This is a genomic window from Azospirillum thermophilum, assembly GCF_003130795.1.
Taxonomy (GTDB): Bacteria; Pseudomonadota; Alphaproteobacteria; order Azospirillales; family Azospirillaceae; genus Azospirillum; species Azospirillum thermophilum.
This window is the reverse complement of the sequence record NZ_CP029354.1, coordinates 114,547-134,729: the sequence shown is the minus strand read 5'-3', so window position 1 is coordinate 134,729 and position 20,183 is coordinate 114,547. Positions and strand designations below refer to the sequence as shown.

Below are 20,183 nucleotides of genomic sequence, written 5' to 3'. Positions count from 1 at the left end.
GGCTCAGCGCTCCTGTTTCGGCAGGAACAGCACGCCCAGCGCCAGATAGACCGGCACGAAGGCGGCCGTCGCCGCGATGAAGGGAAGCAGGTCGACGAATCCCAGGCCCTTGGTGAAGGCGCCGACCGACAGTTTCAGGAAATGGGTGGTGGGGAACAGCGTGCCGATGACGTAGGCCGGCCCCTCCAGCGTCGAGACCGGCTGCAGCAGGCCGGAGAACTGGGTCGCCGGCGTCATCGTCAGGATGGCGGTGCCGAAGACCGCCGCGGTCTGGGTCGCGGTGAAGACCGAGATCAGCAGCCCCAGCGCCGTCGTGGCGCAGACATAGGCGAAGCCGCCGAGCAGCAGCCCGGCCAGGCTGCCCTTCACCGGGACGCCGAACAGCGTCACCGCCATCGCCAGCATCAGCAGCAGGTTCAGGCAGGCCAGCACCACATAGGGAATCTGCTTGCCGAGCAGGAACTCCAGCCGGGTGACCGGGGTGACGTAGAGGTTGGTGATGGAGCCCAGCTCCTTCTCGCGCACCACGCCCAGGGCCGCCAGGATGGCGGGGATGAAGATCAGCAGCAGGCCGATGTCGGCCGGCACCATGGCGTCCAGGCTGCGGAAGGCCTGGTTGTAGCGGTAGCGCGTCTCGATCTGCGCCGGCGGCGCCGGCAGCGCCGCCCCGGCCAGCAGGGCCTGATCCTGGAGGAAGCGCTGGTGCAGGCTGGCGACATAGCCCTGGATCGTCTCGGCCCGGAAGGGCATGGCGCCGTCGATGGTCACCGCCACCTCGGTCTCCCGCCCGCGGCGCAGGTCGCGGCCGAAGTCCGGCGGGATCTCGATGGCCAGCGCCGTCTCGCCGCGCTGCAGCCGCAGCTCCAGCTCGCGCTGGCTCGCCACCGGCGGCGTCGCGACGAAGGTGCGGGAATTGGCGAACTGCTCGACATAGGCGCGGCTCTCCGCCGACTGGTCGCGGTCGAGCACGGTGAAGGTCAGGTCCTCCACGTCCATCGTGATGCCGAAGCCGAAGACCAGCATCAGCAGCACGGTGCCGAGCAGCGCCACGGTCAGCCGCACCGGGTCGCGGCGCAGCTCCAGCGCCTCCCGCCACGCATAGGCGAGCAGCCGGCGGCGCGACGGGCCGCGCCCGGTCCCGCCCCCGCTCCCCCCGGACGGCAGGACGGGGGACGCGACGGGGGCGGCGGGCGCCTCCCCCTTGCCCTGGGCGGACGGCTCCTCCTCCCCTTCCGCCTGGCGCATGAAGCCGATGAAGGCGTCGTCCAGCGTCGCGGCGTTCTGCTGCCGGCGCAGCTCGTCGGGCGGCCCCTCGGCGATGACGCGGCCGGCGCTCATGAAGGCGACGCGGTCGCAGCGCGCCGCCTCGTTCATGAAGTGGGTCGAGACGAAGATGGTGACGCCCTGGTCGCGGACAGCGCGATCAGGTCGCGCCAGAACTGGTCGCGCGCCACCGGATCGACGCCGGAGGTCGGCTCGTCGAGGATCAGCAGCTCCGGATCGTGCAGCACCGCCACCGCCAGCGACAGGCGCTGCCGGATGCCGAGCGGCAGGCTGTCCGCCACCGCGTCGAGATGGTCGGCAAGGTCGAAGCGCTCCACCAGCCGGTCGATGCGCGGCCCGGTCCCCGGCAGCCCGAACAGCCGGGCGTGCAGGGTCAGGTTCTGCCGCACCGACAGCTCGCCGTAGAGCGAGAAGGCCTGCGTCATGTAGCCGACGCGCCGGCGGGTCTCCAGGTCGTTGGGCTCCACCGGCCCGCCGAACAGCCGCGCCTCGCCCTCGGTGGCGGGCAGCAGGCCGGTCAGCATCTTCATGGTGGTGGTCTTGCCGCAGCCGTTGGAGCCGAGGAAGCCGAAGATCTCCCCCTTGCCGATGCGGAAGCTGACATGGTCCACCGCGGTGAAGTCGCCGAAGCGCCGGGTCAGGCCGCGCGCCTCGATCGCCGGCACCTCCCGGTCGGCGCCGTCCGGGCGCGGCGGGACGACCAGCCGTTCGTGGCCGCGGCGGTCCTCCTCCGGCAGCAGGGCGATGAAGGCCTCCTCCAGGTCGGACGCCCCGTGCCGGGCCTTCAGCGCCGCCGGGCTGTCCTGGGCGAGCAGCCGGCCGGCATTCATCATCAGCACCTGGTCGAAGCGCTCCGCCTCGTCCATGTAGGAGGTGGCGACCAGCACCGTCATGCCGGCGCGCGAGGCGCGGATGCGGGCGATCAGCTCCCAGAACTGGCGGCGGGACAGCGGGTCGACGCCGGTGGTCGGCTCGTCCAGGATCAGCAGGTCCGGGTCGTGCAGCAGCGCGCAGCACAGGCCGAGCTTCTGCTTCATGCCGCCGGACAGCTTGCCCGCCGGCCGGTCGGGAAAGGGGGCGAGCCCGGTCGCCTCCAGCAGGTCGGCGATGCGGGCGGCGCGCCCGGCCTTGTCGAGCCCGAAGAGCCGTCCGAAGAACTCCAGGTTCTCGCGCACGCTGAGGTCGGCGTAGAGGTTGCGGCCCAGCCCCTGCGGCATGTAGGCGATGCGCGGCTGCAGCGCCGTGCGGCCCGCCCGGTCGGCCAGATCGGTGCCCAGCACCTCCACCCGGCCGGCCTGCAGCGTCTTGGCGGTGGCGATCAGGCCCAGCAGGCTGGACTTGCCCACCCCGTCCGGGCCGATGATGGCGACGCTGATGCCGGCGGGGATCTCCAGCTCGATCCCCTGCAGCGCCACCGTCCCGCCGTAGCGGTGGCTGACCCCGGCGAGCCGGACGGCCGGGGCGGTCATGATCCGGCCCCTTGCGCCTCCGGTTTGGTCAGGCGCGATTCGAGCCAGTCCGGCCAGACCGCCTTGGGGTCGAGCCTGACAAAGGCCACGCCGGTGACGCCGGTCTTCACCCGCTCGATATGGCGGGTGACCAGCGCCTCGGGCACGCGGGCCTTGACGCGGAACATCATGCGGTCGCGCTCGGTCCGCGTCTCCACCTGCTTGGGCGTGAACTGGGCGCGCGGCGCCACGAAGGAGACGGCGGCCGGCACCGCGAGGTCGGGCAGCGGGTCGAGCAGCAGCCGCGCCTCCGCCCCCACCGCCAGCGTGCCGGCGGTATCGGTCGGCAGGAAGAAGGTCATGTAGACGTTGGAGAGGTCGAGCAGCGTGACCACCTTGCCGCCGGCCGCCAGCACCTCCCCCGGCTCGGCGAGGCGGTAGAGCACGCGGGACTTGCGCGGGGCCTTCAGCACCCCCTCGTTCACCAGATCCTGCAGCCGGTCGACCTCGCCGGCCGCCGCCGCGATGGCCTCCTCCGCACTGCCGAGGCGGCTGCGCGCGGCATTCAGCGCGGCGTCGGCGGTGCGGCGCTGGTTGCGCGCCTGATCGACCCGCTGCTGCGAGACATGGCCGTTGCCGAACAGGACCAGCGCCCGCTCCAGCTCCTTGGCGGCGAAGTCGGCCTCGCTCTCGCGCTGGGCGATGGTGAAGGCCGCCTCCTCGCGCGACTGGCGCGACTGGCGGAGCTGCGCCTGGGCGGAGCGGAGCTGCGCCTCCAGCTCGCGGATGTCGAGCGTGGCGACGACCGCCCCCTCCTCCACCAGGTCGCCCTCCTCCACCGGGACGGTCAGGATGCGGGCGGCGAACTTGGTGGCGACGTCGATCTCGTTCGCCTCGATCCGGCCGTTGCCGGAGGCGAATCCGGCGGGCAGGCGGCGGCCCTGCATCGCCTGCCAGCCGTAGAATCCCCCGGCGGCGAGCAGGGCCAGGGCCACCGCAGCGATGACGATGCGTTTCAGCTTCATGACCGGCGTCTCTACTGGAGGTGGCCGGCGGAGCACCGGCCTCAGGATCGGTTCATCACCTTACCCTGATATCACACCGGCCCGGTCTGCGGGATGTGGTGTGCAGCCGCGCTCGGTGCGCAATCGTTCGCAGTTGCAATGGAGTCACAGGCCGCCCCGGCGCGCGGCGCCTCCCGGTCAGGGCCGCGACCGCGCCCGGTCCACCGCGTCCAGCCAGCCGCCGTAGAGCTTCGCCCGCCGCGGCTCGTCCATCCGCGGCTCGAACCGGCGGTCGAGCTTCCAGGCCTGCGACACCGCGCCGATCCCCTCGAACAGGCCGACGCGCAGCGCCGCCAGGCAGGCGGCCCCCAGCGCGGTCGTCTCGATCACCTCCGGCCGCTCCACCGGCAGGCCGGTCATGTCGGCGAGGAACTGGCAGAGCCAGTCGTTGGCCGCCATGCCGCCGTCGATGCGCAGGGCGTTCGGCCGGCCGCCCCAGTCGCCGGCCATGGCGTCCATCAGGTCGCGGGTCTGGTAGGCCACCGCCTCCAGCGCCGCGCGGGCGATATGGGCCGGCCCGGCGTCGAAGGTCATGCCGTGGATCGCCGCGCGGGCGTCGGGGTCCCAGTGCGGCGCGCCCAGCCCGACGAAGGCCGGCACGAAATAGACGCCGTGGCTGTCCGGCACGCGGGTCGCCATGTCGTCGGTCTGCGAGGCGTGGGTGATGACGCCCAGCCCGTCGCGCAGCCACTTGATCGCCGCGCCGGCGACGAAGATCGAGCCTTCCAGCGCATAGGTCGGCCGGCCGTCCAGCCGGTAGGCCACCGTCGTCAGCAGGCGGTTCTGCGACTCGACGGGGGTGGAGCCGGTGTTGATCAGGGCGAAGCAGCCGGTGCCGTAGGTCGACTTCACCATGCCCGGCTCCAGGCAGGACTGGCCGAAGGTCGCCGCCTGCTGGTCGCCGGCCACGCCGGCGATCGGCACCGGGGCGCCCAGCAGGTCGGGCACCGTCATGCCGTAGTCGTCGGCGCTGTCCAGCACCTGCGGCAGCATGGCGCGCGGCACCCGGAAGATGGCCAGCAGCTCGTCGTCCCAGTCCTGGCGGTGGATGTCGAACAGCAGGGTGCGCGAGGCGTTGGTCGCGTCGGTCGCATGGACCTTGCCGCCGGTCAGGTGGAAGACCAGGAAGCTGTCGATGGTGCCGAAGCACAGCTCGCCGCGCTCCGCACGGGTCCGCGCCCCCTCCACATGGTCGAGGACCCAGGCGATCTTGGTGGCGGAGAAATAGGCGTCGATCAGCAGGCCGGTCTTCTGCCGCACCTTGCGGTCGTGGCCGGCCACGGTGAGCGCGCGGCAGACCGGGGCGGTGCGGCGGTCCTGCCAGACGATGGCGCGGTGGATCGGCTCGCCGGTCCGGCGGTCCCACACCACGGTGGTCTCGCGCTGGTTGGTGATGCCGATGGCGGCGATGCCGGAGGCGTCCTGGCCGCCCGTCTCCATCGCCTCGCGCGCCACGATGCGCACGTCGCGCAGGATGTCGGCCGGCTCGTGCTCCACCCAGCCTTCGCCGGGATAATGCTGCGGGAACTCCCGCCGCGCCACGGCGACCGGGGTGCCGTGGGCGTCGAACAGGATCGCCCGCGTCGAGGTGGTGCCCTGGTCGATCGCCAGGACGTGGCCGGCCTTGCTCACCTTGGTCATGCGGCTTCCCCTTCCCCGCGCGTCGCAGCGGCGCGGCGGTTACCCGTTTATCAGGAAACTGTGCGTCACAGGAAGAAACGGGGGCGGCGACCGGCCGCCCCCGAACGAACGGCACCGCGCGGCGCGATCAGCGGGCGCGGCCCTCGCGCCACGCCTTCAGCAGGTCGTCGTAGGCGACGGTCTGGCCCTTGGGCTTCTCGTCGGCCAGCTTGGCCTTCGGGGCGCCGGGGGCGTCGAACCAGACCTTCGCGTCCTGCTGCTTGTTCAGCTTCGGCGCGCAGTCGCCGCCGATGCCGGCGCGCTCCATGCGGGCCAGCACCTGCTCCATCTGGTCGGCCAGCTTGTCCATCGCCTGCTGCGGGGTGCGCTCGCCGGTGACGGCCTCGGCGATGTTCTGCCACCACAGCGGGGCCAGCTTCGGATAGTCCGGCACGTTGGTGCCGGTCGGCGACCAGGAGACGCGGGCCGGGCTGCGGTAGAACTCGACCAGCCCGCCCAGCTTGGGGGCGGCGGCGGTCATCGCCTCGGACTTGATGTCGCTCTCGCGGATCGGGGTCAGGCCGACCAGCGTCTTCTTCAGCGAGGCGGTCTTCGACACGGTGAACTGGGCGTAGAGCCAGGCGGCCTTGCGGCGCTCCGGCGGAGTGGACTTCAGCAGCGTCCAGGAGCCGACGTCCTGGTAGCCCAGCTTCATGCCCTCCTCCCAGTAGGGGCCGTGCGGCGAGGGCGCCATGCGCCACTTCGGCGTGCCGTCGGCGTTGACCACCGGCAGGCCCGGCTTGGTCATGTCGGCGGTGAAGGCGGTGTACCAGAAGATCTGCTGGGCGACGTTGCCCTGGGCCGGCACCGGGCCGGCTTCGGAGAAGGTCATGCCGGCGGCTTCCGGCGGCGCGTACTTCTTCAGCCAGTCGATGTACTTGGTCAGGGCGTAGACGGCCGCCGGGCCGTTGGTGTCGCCGCCGCGGGCGACCGAGGCGCCGGCCGGGCGGCAGCCCTCGACGCGGATGCCCCACTCGTCCACCGGCTTGCCGTTGGGCAGGCCCTTGTCGCCGGCGCCGGCCATCGACAGCCAGGCGTCGGTGAAGCGCCAGCCGAGCGACGGGTCCTTCTTGCCGTAGTCCATGTGGCCGTAGACGCGGACCCCGTCGATCTCCTTCACGTCGTTGGTGAAGAAGTCGGCGATGTCCTCATAGGCCGACCAGTCCAGCGGAACGCCGAGGTCGTAGCCGTACTTGGCCTTGAACTTCTCCTTCAGGTCGGGGCGGGCGAACCAGTCGGCGCGGAACCAGTAGAGGTTGGCGAACTGCTGGTCGGGGAGCTGGTAGAGCTTGCCGTCCGGGCCGGTGGTGAAGCTGGTGCCGATGAAGTCCTTGACGTCGAGCGTCGGCAGGGTGACGTCCTTGCCCTCGCCGGACATGAAGTCGGAGAGCGCCACCGCCTGGCCGTAGCGGACATGGGTGCCGATCAGGTCGCTGTCGTTGATGTAGGCGTCATAGACGTTGCGGCCCGACTGCATCTGGGTCTGCAGCTTCTCGATGACGTCGCCTTCCTGGATCAGGTCGTGCTTCAGCCGGATCCCGGTCAGCTCGCTGAACAGCCGGGCGAGCGTCTTCGATTCGTACTCGTGGGTGGTGATGGTCTCGGAGACGACGTTGATGTCCATGCCCTTGAAGGGCTCCGCCGCCTTCACGAACCACTCCAGCTCCTTCATCTGCTCGTCCTTGGAGAGCGTGGAGGGCTGCAGTTCCTCGATGATGCGCCTGGCGACGGCCTCCTGCTCCGGCGTCATGGCGGCGGCCGGAGCCGCGCTGCCCATGGCGAGCAGGATGCCGATGCCGCCGGCCATGGCGCCGGCCGCCAGCCGCTGGCGCAGAGACGGGCGCTTCCCGCCCGCGGTCTTGTTTTCCTGACGCATGAATCCTCCCAGTTTCGGATGTGTTGGTGGTCACTCTCTGGTGATTGAAGGCGGATCAGCCGTAGCGCATCACGGCGATGATCCAGGCGAGGGCGAGGATGGACGCCCCCCACAGCGGCGCCTCCGTCGCCGCCAGCCAGCCGAGATGGATGAAGGCGCTGCCGAGCAGGCCGATGAACAGCCGGTCGCCCCGCGTCGTGCGCATCGGCAGGAGGCCGCGCCGCTCGACGGTGGGGGACACCAGCTCCCACACCGTCATGCCGGCGAGCATGAGGGCGATGGCGGTGAAGAACAGGGCCGTGGGCAGCGTCCAGGCCATCCATTGCAGGTCCATGGGAACGGCTCCGTCAGACGCGGCCCAGGGCGAAGCCCTTGGCGATGTAGTTGCGCACGAACCAGATGACCAGCGCGCCGGGCAGGATGGTCAGCACGCCCGCCGCCGCCAGCAGCCCCCAGTCCATGCCCGATGCGCTGACCGTGCGGGTCATCACCGCGACGATCGGCTTGGCGTTGACCGAGGTCAGGGTGCGCGCCAGCAGCAGCTCCACCCAGCTGAACATGAAGCAGAAGAAGGCGGTGACCCCGATGCCGGCGCGGATCATCGGCATGAAGATCGTGACGAAGAAGCGCGGCAGGCTGTAGCCGTCCATGAAGGCCATCTCGTCCACCTCGCGCGGCACGCCGGACATGAAGCCTTCGAGGATCCACACCGCCAGCGGCACGTTGAACAGGCAGTGCGCCAGCGCCACCGCGATGTGGGTGTCGAACAGCCCGACCGTGGAGTAGAGCTGGAAGAAGGGCAGCAGGAACACCGCCGGCGGCGCCATCTTGTTGGTCAGCAGCCAGAAGAAGACGTGCTTGTCGCCGATGAAGCGGTAGCGCGAGAAGGCGTAGGCCGCCGGCAGCGCCACCAGCAGCGAGATGACGGTGTTCAGCACCACGTACTGGATGGAGTTGAGGTAGCCGCCGTACCAGCTCGGGTCGGTGAAGATGGTGACGTAGTTCTGGAGCGTCGGGTTGCGCGGGAACAGCGTCAGGCCCGACAGGATCTCCTCGTTCGTCTTCAGCGACATGTTGACCATCCAGTAGATGGGCAGCATCAGGAAGACGATGTAGAAGACCAGGACCAGCGTCCGGGTGGAGACCCGGCTGCCGCTGCGGCGCAGCGAGGCGGGCGACGCCAGCGAGCCGGGGGCGAGGACTGCGGCCTTGCTCATTTCCTGTCCCCCGCGCCGTAGTTGGTGATGATGGTGTAGAAGACGAAGCTGAAGAGCAGAACGATCAGGAAGTAGATGATCGAGAAGGCGGCCGCGGTACCGATATCGAACTGCCCAACCGCCATCTGCGTCAGGTACTGGCTGAGGAAGGTGGTGGAGTTGCCGGGGCCGCCGCCCGTCAGGACGAAGGGCTCGGTGTAGATCATGAAGCTGTCCATGAAGCGCAGCAGCACCGCGATGATCAGCACGCCGCGCATCTTGGGAAGCTGGATGTAGCGGAACACCGCCCAGCGCGAGGCGCCGTCGATGCGCGCCGCCTGGTAGTAGGCCGGCGGGATCGACTGCAGCCCGGCATAGCACAGCAGCGCCACCAGGCTGGTCCAGTGCCAGACGTCCATCACCAGCACGGTGACCCAGGCGTCGAGCGAGTTGGAGGTGTAGTTGTAGCTCACCCCCAGCATGCGCAGCGCCGCCCCGCCCAGCCCGATGTCGGCGCGGCCGAAGATCTGCCAGATGGTGCCGACCACGTTGAACGGGATCAGCAGGGGCAGCGCCAGCAGCACCAGCGTCAGCGAGGTCCTGGCGCTGCGGCCGCCGGGCATGCCGAGCGCGATCAGGATGCCGAGCGGCACCTCGATCGCCAGCACCGCCAGCGAGTAGAGGATCTGGCGGACCAGCGCGTCGTGCAGCCGGTCGTCGGCCAGCACCTTCTCGAACCATTCCGTCCCGACGAAGAAGGTCTGGCCGGGGCCGAAGATCTCCTGCACCGAATAGTTCACCACCGTCATCAGCGGCAGGATCGCGCTGAAGGCGACGATCAGGAACACCGGGACGATCAGGAACCAGGCGCGGTTGTCCTGGACTTTATCCATGGGTCCGGTTCCTCCCTCCGTTATCTGGTTTTCGACGTGTTCTCGGACTCAGGCGACGAGGTGGCTGTCGCGGTAGAGCCTGGTCCAGCGCGGCGGGAAGCGGACCGCGGCGTCGAGCGCCGGGACCTCCTGCTCCTCGCCCAGCCGGGCCTTCAGCGTGTGGGCGCCCAGCCGCAGCGTCGCGAGCTTGGAGGTGCCGAGGTCGTCCACCCCCACCACCTGCACCGGGACGGCGCCGGCCGCGCCGCTGCGCGTCAGCTCCAGGAACTCCGGCCGGATGCCCAGCTCGAAGCGGCCGTCGCGCGCCGGCAGGGCGGCGGTGCTGCCCGAGGCGAGCGGGATGACGGTGCCGTCCACCGTCACCTGGTCGGCGCCGACGGCGCAGGGCATCAGGTTGATGCCGGGGCTGCCGATGAAGTAGCCGACGAAGGTGTGCTGCGGCGTCTCGAACAGCTCCTGCGGGGTGCCGAGCTGGACGATGGCGCCCTCGTACATCACCGCGACCCGGTCGGCGAAGGTCAGCGCCTCCACCTGGTCGTGGGTCACGTAGATCATGCTGACCCGGTAGTCCTCGTGGATCTGGCGCAGCTTGCGGCGCAGCAGCCACTTGGTGTGCGGGTCGATGACGGTCAGCGGCTCGTCGAACAGGATCGCCGCCACGTCGGAGCGCACCAGCCCGCGGCCCATGGAGATCTTCTGCTTGGCGTCCGGGGTCAGCCGCTGGGCGCGGCGCTTCAGGTCGGCGGTGAGGTCGAGGGCGTCGGCCACCTCGCGGACGCGGCGGTCGACCTCGGCCTCCGGGACCTTGCGGTTGCGCAGCGGGAAGGCGAGGTTCTCGTACACCGACATGGTGTCGTAGATCACCGGGAACTGGAACACCTGGGCGATGTTCCGCTCCTCCGGGGTGCGGCGGGTGACGTCGACGCCGTCGAACAGCACGCGCCCCTCGCTCGGCACCAGCAGGCCGGAGATGATGTTCAGCAGCGTGGACTTGCCGCAGCCGGAGGGACCCAGCAGGGCGTAGGCCTTGCCGTCCTCCCACTCCTGCGACAGTCGGCGGAGCGCATAGTCCTCCGGGCGCGTGGGGTTCGGGTGGTAGGAGTGGCCGAGATCGTCGAAATGGATGGTCGCCATGGGCCGGCCCTCACGCGATGTTGCGCAGCCGGCCCTGCCGCCAGCCGGGGGCGGCGACGAGCTGGCCGGCGGGGGAGAAGACGAAGACGCGGTCGGGATCGGCATAGACCTGGATCTCCGACCCGATCGGATGGGTGTGCACCCCCTCCTCCCGCGCGATCAGCGTGACGCCGCCGTGGCTGAGATGGATGAAGGTCTCCGACCCGCTGATCTCCGACAGCTCCACCCTGCCGCGGATCGGCACCAGCCGTTCGGACCGCCGCAGCACCGTCAGGTGGTTGGCGCGGATGCCGATGCGGCAGGGGCCGGGCGGCAGGCCGCGCTCGTGCGAGGAGAGCGGAAGCTGCGTGCCGTCGCTGAGCGCCACCCGGTCGTTGGTCAGGATGCCGTCGATGAAGTTCATCGGCGGGTCGCTGAAGACGGCGGCCACCGTCCCGGTCGCCGGGGCGTGGTAGACGGCGGCGGTGGCGCCGCTCTGCAGCAGCCGTCCCTCGTGCAGCACGCTGACGGAGCCGCCGAGGATCAGCGCCTCCTGCGGTTCGGTGGTGGCGTAGACCACGGTGGTGCGGCCGTCGGCGAAGATGTCGCGCAGCTCGGCGCGCAGCTCCTCGCGCAGCTTGTAGTCGAGGTTGACCAGCGGCTCGTCGAGCAGCAGCAGGCCGGCCCCCTTCACCAGGGCGCGGGCGATGGCGCAGCGCTGCTGCTGGCCGCCCGAAAGCTGGCCGGGCAGCCGGTCGAGATAGGGATCGATGCGCAGCATCGCCGCGGTGCGGCGGACGCGCCGGTCGATCTCCGCCTTGTCCAGCGCCTGCCGGCGCAGCGGCGAGGCGATGTTCTCGTACACCGTCATCGCCGGGTAGTTGATGAACTGCTGGTAGACCATGGCGACGTCGCGGCGGCGCACCGGGGCGCCGGTGACGTCGCGGCCGTTCTCGAACAGCCGGCCGCCGGTCGGCGCGTCCAGCCCCGCCATCAGCCGCATCAGCGTCGTCTTGCCGGCCAGCGTCCGGCCGAGCAGCACGTTGAAGGTGCCGGGCTGCAGCTCCAGCGACAGGTCGTGCAGATGCGTCTCCGCCCCGACCCTCTTGGTCACGCCGTCGAGTTTCAGTGTCACCGGTTCCCTCCCACAGAGCGGCGGCCGGCGCGGTTGTCCTCCGCGTTCTCCCGGCGGGCGTCGAACCAGCCGGCGATCGCCGTGCGCGCCGCCTCGTCCAGGTGCAGCCCCAGCTTCGACCGGCGCCACAGGAAGTCGTCGCCGGTCCGCGCGAACTCCTCCGCCGCGGCGTAGTCGAGCTCCGCCTCGTACACGCCGCCGCCGAAGTCGCGGCCGAGGTCGGCGGGGCCGGCCGCGCCCTTCAGGATCCGCTCGATCCGCGTGCCGTAGGCGCGGGCGAGGCGCCGGGCCGTCTCGGCCGGCAGCCAGGGATGGCGGCGGCGGACGCCGGCCAGGAAGCCCGCGAAGTCGGCGTCGGCGATGTCGCCGCCGGGCAGCGGGACCGCCGCGGTCCAGGAGGCGCCGCCGCGGCCGAGCGGCTTCAGCAGCTTGTCCACCGCCTCCTCGGCGAGGCGGCGGAAGGTGGTGATCTTGCCGCCGAAGATCGACAGCATGGCGCCCTGCCCCTCCGGCGCGTCGAGCTCCAGCACATAGTCGCGCGTGACGGCCGAGGCGTTGCCGCTGGCGTCGTCGAACAGCGGCCGCACGCCGCTGTAGCTCCACACCACGTCGGACTCCGCCACCGGTGTCTTGAAATAGCGCGAGACGGCCCGGCAGAGGTAGGTGACCTCCTCCGCGTCAATCGCCACCCCGGCGGGATCGCCGGTGAAGTCGAGGTCGGTGGTGCCGATCAGCGTGAAGTCGCCCTCGTAGGGAATGGCGAAGACGATGCGGCGGTCGTCGTTCTGGAAGATGTAGGCGTGCCCGCCCTCGAACATCTTCGGCACGACGATGTGCGAGCCCTTCACCAGCCGCACCGACTTGTCGACCTTCACGCCGGTGCGCCGGGCGATCATGTCGCGGACCCAGGGGCCGGCGGCATTGACCAGCGCGCGGGCGCGCACGGTGCGCACCTCGTCCGTCCCGGTGGAGACGAGGCGGGCCACCCACCCGCCGTCGACGCGCGTCGCCTTCTCGCAGCGGGTGCGGGTCAGGATGGTGGCGCCGCGCTCGCGCGCGTCCATGGCGTTCAGCACGACCAGCCGGCTGTCCTCCACCCAGCAGTCGGAATATTCGAAGGCCTTGGTGAAGCCGGGGCTGAGCGGCCCGCCCGCCGGATGGCGCGTCAGGTCGAGCCCGGAGGAGCCCGGCAGCAGGCGCCGCTTGCCGAGATGGTCGTAGAGGAACAGGCCGATGCGCACCATCCAGGCCGGCCGCATGCTGGCGTCGTGCGGCAGGACGAAGCGCATCGGCCAGATGATGTGCGGAGCGGCGCGCAGCAGCACCTCGCGCTCCTGCAGGGCCTCCCGCACCAGGCGGAACTCGTAGTATTCCAGGTAGCGCAGGCCGCCGTGAATCAGCTTCGTGCTGGCCGACGAGGTGGCGCCCGCGAGGTCGCCCTGCTCGCACAGCATCACCGACAGCCCCCGGCCGACCGCATCGCGGGCGATGCCCACGCCGTTCACGCCGCCGCCGACGATCAGCAGATCCACCGCTTCTTGGGAAGCGTCCGCCATTGTCCCTCCTCGTATCGCGCCGGCCCGCTCGGGACCCCGTCGCTTTCGTTTCCGAACATATTGTTTTCGTCAGCGTATGCAAAGGAAAATGTTTGTTGTGCCTACGAGTATCCTCCGCAGGGAGTATCGGCTGTTGCGGACCCGGCTCCGTCCTGTCCGCCGGGCGAGGGGGCCAGTGAGAAAAACTCGTCCGACTCAACATGTTTTCGCGCCCGGCCTTCGGGTTTCGGCGATCCGGCGGGCGCCCCACGGTTGCGGTTCGGAACGGTTCGAAAGCGCGCATCGCACCGCCGGGGCCGGCAGGACCGGCAAGCTCCGGCCGGCGGGAGCGCCGCCCGTCCCGTCGAGTCCATGCTGGACCCGGGGTGATCCGGGTGGGTAGACTCCCTCGCCCACGGTGCGCCCGGCGCCGTGCCGGCAGCCTCTGTTTCGGCAGTTTTCAAAATGTCGCTATATCACGCGCGCCTATTTTCGTAAAGTAACATGATGGTTATACGAACAAACGATCCATGCGGCGGCCGGTGACGGCGCCCGGACCATGGGATCCGACCGGACGGGGGAGGGAAGCGAATGGATGCGGAGAGCCGGCAGCAGGCGATCATCAATCTGGTGCACGCCAAGGGCATGGTGCAGATCCAGTGGCTGGCCGAACATTTCAACGTCACGCCGCAGACGATCCGCCGCGACATCGAGACGCTGGCCGGCCAGTCGGCGGTGCGGCGGTTCCGCGGCGGGGTGACCGTGCCCTCCAGCGTGGAGAACATCGCCTACGCCACCCGCCAAAGCCTGATGGCCGAGGAGAAGCGGCGCATCGCCGAGCTGGTCGCCCGCCACGTGCCGGAGGACGCCTCCCTCTTCCTCAACATCGGCACGACGACCGAGGCGGTGGCGCTGGCGCTCTGCGGCCACCGCCGGCTGCGGGTGATCACCAACAACCTGAACGTCGCCACCATCTTCCACAAGAACACCAGCTTCCCGGTATCGATCGCCGGCGGATCGATCCGCGAACGCGACGGCGGCATCGTCGGCGAGCCGACGGTCGACTTCATCCGCCAGTACAAGGTGGACATCGGCATCATCGGCATCAGCGGCATCGACGCCGAGGGCGACCTGCTCGACTATGACGAGCCCGAGGTGCGGGTGGCGCGCGCCATCATCGAAAGCTCGCGCCGCATCTTCCTGGTGGCCGACCATACCAAGTTCGGCCGCAACGCCACGATCCGCGTCGCCCATGTGCGGGCCGTGGACACGCTGTTCACCGACCGGCTGCCGCCGCCGGACCTGATGGAGACCTTCGCCGCCGCCGACTGCCAGGTGCAGGTGGCCGACGCGGCGGGGCAGGCGGTCCTCGCCGAGGATCCGGCCTACGAGGACTGACGCCCCCCGGCCGGGGCCGGGACGCGCCGCCCCCGGGGCCGTCAGGCGGCGAGCCAGCGGCCGAACCGCCGGTTGATGGTGGGAATCAGCACCCAGACGACGATGACCACCATCAGCGGGGCGACGATCAGCGTCCGCTGCCATGTCGCCCAGCCCGGCGTGACCGACAGGACGGCGTAGAGCAGCAGGGTCACCACCGGGTAGACCCCCAGCGCGACCAGGGCGGTGAACCGCAGGCGGGACCGTATCGGAGGCTGTGGACGGGACGACGCGGACATGGCACACTCCCCACATAAAAACGGAACGAGCCGTTTATATAAACGGTCCGTTTCGTTTTCAATAGCCGATACCGTTCCAGGCCTTTGTGTATAGGAGGGGGATATCGTGACGGAGCAGAAGTCCCGCGGCTCGATCGGCGCCCGGCGCAACCCCGAAACGGAACGGGCCGTATTGGACGCTGCGGAGGCCATCCTGGTGGAGGGCGGCTACCCCGCCCTGTCGATCGAGGCGGTCGCCCGCCGGGCCCGGGCGGGAAAGCCCACGGTCTATCGCTGGTGGCCCAGCCGCGGCCGGCTGCTGCTCGCCGTATATGACCGCCGAAAGCAGGACATTGCAATCCCCGACACCGGCTCGCTGGACGGCGACCTTCTCCTGTTCCTCAAGCGGCTGTTCGCCTTCTGGGCGACCGGCCCGAACGGCGACCTGTTCCGCCTGATCATCGCGGAGGCGCAGTCGGACCCGGACGTCGCCGCCGCACTGGCCGACTATGTCGCGCAACGCCGCCGGATGATCGCGGCGATCTTCGACCGCGCACTGCTGCGCGGCGACATGGACCCGCAGGCCAGCAGCGACATCGCCGCCGAGCTGACCGTCGCCGCCGCCTGGAACCGCCTGCTGCACCGTCGCCTCGACCCGTCGGACGAGGCGCTGGTCCCGCTCGTCCGGCAGATCGCCGGCACCGGGCGTCCGCGGCCGGTCCGCTCGCTGGTGGTCTGACCGGCGGAAGCATCTTCCGATCTCTTGAAGTCGCCCCAGCCTCCGCGCAGGTTGACAGGGTCTCGTTGCCTGTAAAATCTGAGCCCGTCTCAGGTATATCTTCGCGAATACTTGTGGCTATGCAAACCATACATGGGTATTCACCGGAAGGCTGGGGGCGCCATGACTGAAACGAATACCGCGGAACCGGTCGCCGACGACGATCAGAAGACGATCTACCTCGGCCTTGCCATGTCCGGTGCGATTTCCGCCGGTGCCTATTCGGCGGGCGTCCTCGACTTCCTGGTCGAAGCGCTCAGCGAGTGGGAGAAGGCGAAGGACGCGGAAAAGGACCTCAGGACGGAGGACAGGACCGTTCCCCGCCATCGGGTGGTCCTTGCCGTCATGACCGGCGCCTCGGCCGGCGCCATCACCAGCTCGATCGGCTCGCTGGCCGCCGGCAAGGGCGCCCGCCCCTCCGGCCCGCTGGACGACACGAGCACCGCCACCCACGTCGCGCGCGGGGCAAAGCCGGAGGCCGGCAAGATTCCCTGGCACGTCCTGCCGGAGCTCTACACCGCCTGGGTCGACGGTCCGGCCTTCGTCAAGAAGCCCGGCGACACGACGGGAGTGCCGGGCCTGCTCGACACCGGCGACCTGACGAAGGTGACGCAGATCGGCAGCGTGCGGTCCCTGCTGAACGCCGAGCCGCTGATGAAGATCGGCGAGATCGCGCTGAACAGCCTGGAGGCGGTACCCGCCGCCCGCCCCCCCTATATCGCCGGGAAGCTGAGCATCTTCCTGACCCAGACCAACACCCGCGGGATTCCCTACAAGATCCAGGTGCAGGGCGGCGCGGGCTCCTCGATCTACGGCATGATGAACCATCTCGACCATGCCCATTTCACGATCAAGGGGCTGGGCAGCGCGGACTTCGGCAGCGCCTGGGCCGCTGCCGACGCCTCCTACGACTACACCGTCACCGGCCCGTCGACCGACCCGGCCTCTCTCTGGTTCAAGGACAGCGCGTCCGGCACCAAGCCGAACTGCGAGCGGTTCATCAAGAACACGCTGGCGTCCGGCGCCTTCCCGGTCGGCCTGTCGGCCATCGACCTCGAACACCCCGTCGCCTTCTACGACAAGCGGGCCTGGCCTCTGGCTCTGGCGCCCTCCCTCTTCGCGGACATCAGGCCGCAATGGCCGTGGAGCGGCCTGACCGTCACGGCGCCGACCGGCTACCGCTTCGCGGCGGTGGATGGCGGGGCGATCAACAACGACCCCTTCGACCTCGCGCGTTATGCGCTGATGGACGATCCGCCGACCCCCTCGGCAGCCGATGTCGCCAATGTCGACCGCATCGTCCTGATGGTCAGCCCCTTCCCGGAGGCGCCGGGCATCGACGGGCTGGAGACGGACGGCAAGCCCAACACCGCGCTGTCCAAGGTCGCGGCCAAGCTGGTCAGCATGTTCGTCGAGCAGAGCCGCTTCCGGCCCGACCTGCTGCTGCGCTCGGCGAGCAACAGCGACGCCGACCTCTGGCGCGTCTCCCCCACCCGCTACAGCATCGTCAACGGCAAGGAGAGGCGGGAGGACGCCGCCATCGCCTGCGGCCTGTGGGGCGGCTTCGGCGGCTTCCTCGACATCGAGTTCCGCCGCCACGACTACGAGCTGGGCCGCCGCAACTGCCAGCGCTTCCTGGAACAGTGGTTCGGCCTGCCGAGGAGCAATCCGCACATCGACCCCACCGGCGCGCCGCTGCCCAACCTGATGGCGACCGGAATCGCGGGACAGGAGGTCCGCTACCCCATCATCCCGCTGTGCGGGACGGCGCGCCGACCGGTCGAGGCCCGCGACTGGCCGACGGTCAGCACCGGCGACTATGACGCGTTCCTCGATGCGGTGATGACGCGCGCCAACCGGCTGCTGGAAATCCTCGTCGCGCAGCTCAAGCGGTCCTTCGGGTCCTGGATCGGCTGGGCCGATCCGCTGATCGACTGGCTGCTCGGCGGCCGGGACAAGATCCGCTCGCTGGTGCGCGACTACAGCTTCGGCGACCTGGTGACGCGCGACCAGATCCTGGCGGAGACGCAGCGCCTCGTCCTGGAATGCTGCCTGCCCACCGCGCCGACGCGCTACATCGTGGCCAAGCGCATCGCCCGCGACACGCCCAAGCTGTCGGGACTGGTCCAGCAGATCAGCGACGCCATCGACGGGCTGCTCAGCCTGCCGGTCGAGGTTCTCGCGCAGAACATCTGCAAGAGCCTGGAACGCGCCCATCCCGATTGCGGCGTGCTGGAGCAGACGGTCACCTCCGCCACCGCCACCCCGTCGCCCGTCTACCGCACGGCCAGGGACATCCTGGCGGAGCTGCGGGCCAACGCCGCCACCGCCAAGGCCATGGCAAAAGCCAAGGACGGGGCCAAGGGCGAGGCCGACGTGGAGGTGGACGCCGCCGCCCTGCCGCCCGACGAAGACGCCGTCACCCGCATCGCCGACGATCTGGTGAGGCTGGGCTATCTCGCGGTGGAGGAATGGGTGAACGTCGACGGCGGCAAGCCGAAGAAGGCGAGCTGGTATTCGCGCGGCACCCGGACGAAGGGCTACCGCTACGTCGACCGCAAGGACGGCGATACGCTGGACATCTGATCCCGCGCGGCATCGCAGGAGACGCAAGGGCCGGCGCGGACGGCGATCCGCCCGGCCCTGCCTGTTTCCCGGCGCCGTCTTCGGCGGCACGGATTGTCCGTTCCCGCCGCGGACAGCCCCGTCTGAGGAAAAGTTAACCAAACGCCTCCCTCCGCTGCCACCGAACGTGGCAAATGCCCAACCCCCGGGCGCCACAGTGTAGGGTTGTCGGCGCTTCCCCGTCTGGCACACCGTTTGCGGGTATGCCCCCCATGTCCGGCAGACGTCGCAACAAAGGCGCGCCGGCATCCGTCAATACAGGGGGAACAATGTCTGGTGAGCGATTGACCGGCGTCAGCCGGCGCGATCTCCTGTCCTTGATCGGCGCCACCGCGGGTGGGGCCGTGATGTATCACGCCATGACCAGCCTGGGGCTGGCGGCGGAGTCGGGCTACAAGGGGCGCATCCGGCTGGAGGGGGATCCGAAGGGCGCCTCGGTCCTGGTGCTCGGCGCCGGCCTTGCCGGAATGACCGCGGCGCTCGAACTGCGGCAGGCCGGCTACAAGGTGCAGGTGCTGGAGTTCAACGACCGGCCCGGCGGGCGCAACTGGTCGCTGCGCGGCGGCGACAGCTTCACCGAGCTCGACGGCACGACGCAGACCTGCACCTTCGATCCCGGCCTCTACATCAATCCCGGCCCCTGGCGCATCCCGTACCACCATCACGCGGTGCTGGACTATTGCCAGCGGCTCGGCGTGGCGCTGGAGCCCTTCATCCAGCTCAACCACAACGCCTATCTGCACTCGTCCAAGGCCTTCGGCGGCAAGCCGCAGCGCATCCGCGAGATCAAGACGGACTTCCAGGGCCATGTCTCGGAACTGCTGGCCAAGGCGACGCAGCAGGGCAAGCTCGACGGGGCGGTGACCAGGGAGGATCAGGAGATCCTGCTGCAGGCGCTGAAGTCCTGGGGCGCGCTCGACAAGGACTATGCCTACCGGGCGGGCGAGGTCTCCGCGGAGTTCCGCGGCTTCGCCAAGGATGCCGGCGGCGGGCTGGGGGCCGCCCCGGTGCCGGGCGAGCCGATCGCCCTGTCGGAGATCCTGAAGTCGCGGCTGTGGCGCAGCCTGCAGAACTTCGCGCTCTACGAGTTCCAGACCACCATGTTCCAGCCGGTCGGCGGCATGGACATGATCGGCAAGGGCTTCGCCAGGCAGGTGGGCGACCTGATCCGCTACAACGCCAAGGTCACCCGCATCCAGCAGACCGGTCGCGGCGTCACCGTCACCTACCAGGACACCAAGCAGCCGGGCAGCACGCTGCAGGCCAGCGCCGACTGGTGCGTCTGCACCATCCCGCTGTCGATCCTCAGCCAGATCCAGGTCGATGTCGGGCCGAAGATGAAGGCCGCCATCGACGCCGTCCCCTACGCCTCCTCCGTCAAGGTCGGGCTGCAGTTCAAGCGCCGATTCTGGGAACAGGACGAGGCGATCTACGGCGGCATCAGCTACACCGACCTGCCGATCCGCCAGATCTCCTACCCCAGCACCGGCTACAATGCCGGCGGCAAGGGCGTCCTGCTCGGCGCCTACACCTGGAACGGCCCCAACTCCTACGAGTTCGCCGCCATGGGACCGGCCGAGCGCATCAGGCGGGCGGTGGAGTACGGCGCGCAGATCCACCCGCAGTACAAGACGGAGTTCGAAAGCGGCGTGTCGGTGGCCTGGCACCGCATCCCCTTCACGCTGGGCTGCGCCGGCGACTGGTCGGAGGAGGCGCGGCACCAGCATTACGACGACCTCTGCCAGATCGACGGGCGGATCGTGCTGGCGGGCGAGCACGCCTCCTACATCCCCGCCTGGATGGAGGGCGCGATCCTCTCCTCGCTCGACGCCATCACGCGCCTGCACCAGCGCGTCGTCGCGGCGTGAGGCCGGGACCGCTTCGCCGGACCGCCCCCCTCT

At 69.9% G+C, this 20,183-nt stretch carries 14 protein-coding genes and 1 pseudogene; 4 read left to right on the top strand and 11 right to left on the bottom strand.

The window, feature by feature from the left end:
* Window positions 1–3 precede the first annotated feature (3 nt).
* The 10 genes and pseudogenes from rbbA to glpD all read right to left on the bottom strand — a co-directional run bounded on the left by rbbA (window position 4) and on the right by glpD (window position 13,245).
* Window positions 4–2,753, bottom strand: a pseudogene (rbbA, locus tag DEW08_RS18840) (ribosome-associated ATPase/putative transporter RbbA).
* Entirely contained in the window at window positions 2,750–3,757 is a 1,008-nt protein-coding gene (locus DEW08_RS18835) for an HlyD family secretion protein (protein WP_109330184.1), read from the bottom strand. Before DEW08_RS18835 ends, rbbA begins: the two are co-directional and overlap by 4 nt.
* 177 nt (window positions 3,758–3,934) lie before the next feature.
* Window positions 3,935–5,437, bottom strand: a complete 1,503-nt coding sequence (glpK, locus tag DEW08_RS18830) for a glycerol kinase GlpK (protein ID WP_109330182.1) — start codon at window positions 5,435–5,437, stop codon at window positions 3,935–3,937.
* Between the two features lie 127 nt (window positions 5,438–5,564).
* Window positions 5,565–7,226: an ABC transporter substrate-binding protein gene (locus tag DEW08_RS18825; protein WP_425429128.1), complete on the bottom strand. Its 1,662-nt coding sequence runs from the start codon at window positions 7,224–7,226 to the stop codon at window positions 5,565–5,567.
* Window positions 7,227–7,407: 181 nt separating this feature from the next.
* The gene (locus DEW08_RS18820) at window positions 7,408–7,686 is read right to left on the bottom strand and encodes a DUF2160 domain-containing protein (protein ID WP_211107269.1); all 279 of its coding nucleotides are present in this window, start codon (window positions 7,684–7,686) and stop codon (window positions 7,408–7,410) included.
* A gap of 13 nt (window positions 7,687–7,699) precedes the next feature.
* The gene (locus tag DEW08_RS18815) at window positions 7,700–8,569 is read right to left on the bottom strand and encodes a carbohydrate ABC transporter permease (RefSeq protein WP_109330178.1); all 870 of its coding nucleotides are present in this window, start codon (window positions 8,567–8,569) and stop codon (window positions 7,700–7,702) included.
* A complete protein-coding gene (locus DEW08_RS18810) occupies window positions 8,566–9,441 on the bottom strand; it encodes a carbohydrate ABC transporter permease (RefSeq protein ID WP_109330176.1) in 876 nt (291 codons plus the stop codon). Before DEW08_RS18810 ends, DEW08_RS18815 begins: the two co-directional genes overlap by 4 nt.
* Before the next feature lie 48 nt (window positions 9,442–9,489).
* The gene (locus DEW08_RS18805; protein ID WP_109330174.1) at window positions 9,490–10,575 is read right to left on the bottom strand and encodes an ABC transporter ATP-binding protein; all 1,086 of its coding nucleotides are present in this window, start codon (window positions 10,573–10,575) and stop codon (window positions 9,490–9,492) included.
* A gap of 10 nt (window positions 10,576–10,585) precedes the next feature.
* Complete coding sequence (locus DEW08_RS18800) at window positions 10,586–11,689, bottom strand: ABC transporter ATP-binding protein (protein ID WP_109330172.1); 1,104 nt, start codon at window positions 11,687–11,689, stop codon at window positions 10,586–10,588.
* Window positions 11,686–13,245 carry a glycerol-3-phosphate dehydrogenase gene (glpD, locus tag DEW08_RS18795; protein WP_109330170.1) on the bottom strand — a complete coding sequence of 520 codons (1,560 nt, stop codon included), beginning with the start codon at window positions 13,243–13,245 and terminating at the stop codon, window positions 11,686–11,688. The genes DEW08_RS18800 and glpD overlap by 4 nt, the downstream gene beginning before the upstream one ends.
* Window positions 13,246–13,815: 570 nt before the next feature.
* Here glpD and DEW08_RS18790 point away from each other — a divergent pair.
* Window positions 13,816–14,622, top strand: a complete 807-nt coding sequence (locus DEW08_RS18790) for a DeoR/GlpR family DNA-binding transcription regulator (protein WP_109330168.1) — start codon at window positions 13,816–13,818, stop codon at window positions 14,620–14,622.
* Window positions 14,623–14,663: 41 nt separating this feature from the next.
* Here the strand turns inward: DEW08_RS18790 and DEW08_RS18785 are convergent, their stop codons facing one another.
* Window positions 14,664–14,900, bottom strand: a complete 237-nt coding sequence (locus tag DEW08_RS18785) for a putative antibiotic biosynthesis monooxygenase (RefSeq protein ID WP_109330166.1) — start codon at window positions 14,898–14,900, stop codon at window positions 14,664–14,666.
* 106 nt (window positions 14,901–15,006) lie between these two features.
* Here DEW08_RS18785 and DEW08_RS18780 point away from each other — a divergent pair, with 106 nt between their 5' ends.
* From DEW08_RS18780 to DEW08_RS18770, 3 genes are all read left to right on the top strand, one after another.
* Window positions 15,007–15,618, top strand: coding sequence for a TetR/AcrR family transcriptional regulator (locus DEW08_RS18780; protein ID WP_109330164.1), 612 nt, complete (start codon window positions 15,007–15,009; stop codon window positions 15,616–15,618).
* Between the two features lie 162 nt (window positions 15,619–15,780).
* Entirely contained in the window at window positions 15,781–18,243 is a 2,463-nt protein-coding gene (locus DEW08_RS18775) for a hypothetical protein (RefSeq protein WP_109330162.1), read from the top strand.
* Window positions 18,244–18,566: 323 nt separating this feature from the next.
* Window positions 18,567–20,150 carry a flavin monoamine oxidase family protein gene (locus DEW08_RS18770; RefSeq protein ID WP_425429125.1) on the top strand — a complete coding sequence of 528 codons (1,584 nt, stop codon included), beginning with the start codon at window positions 18,567–18,569 and terminating at the stop codon, window positions 20,148–20,150.
* The last annotated feature ends 33 nt before the right edge of the window (window positions 20,151–20,183 follow it).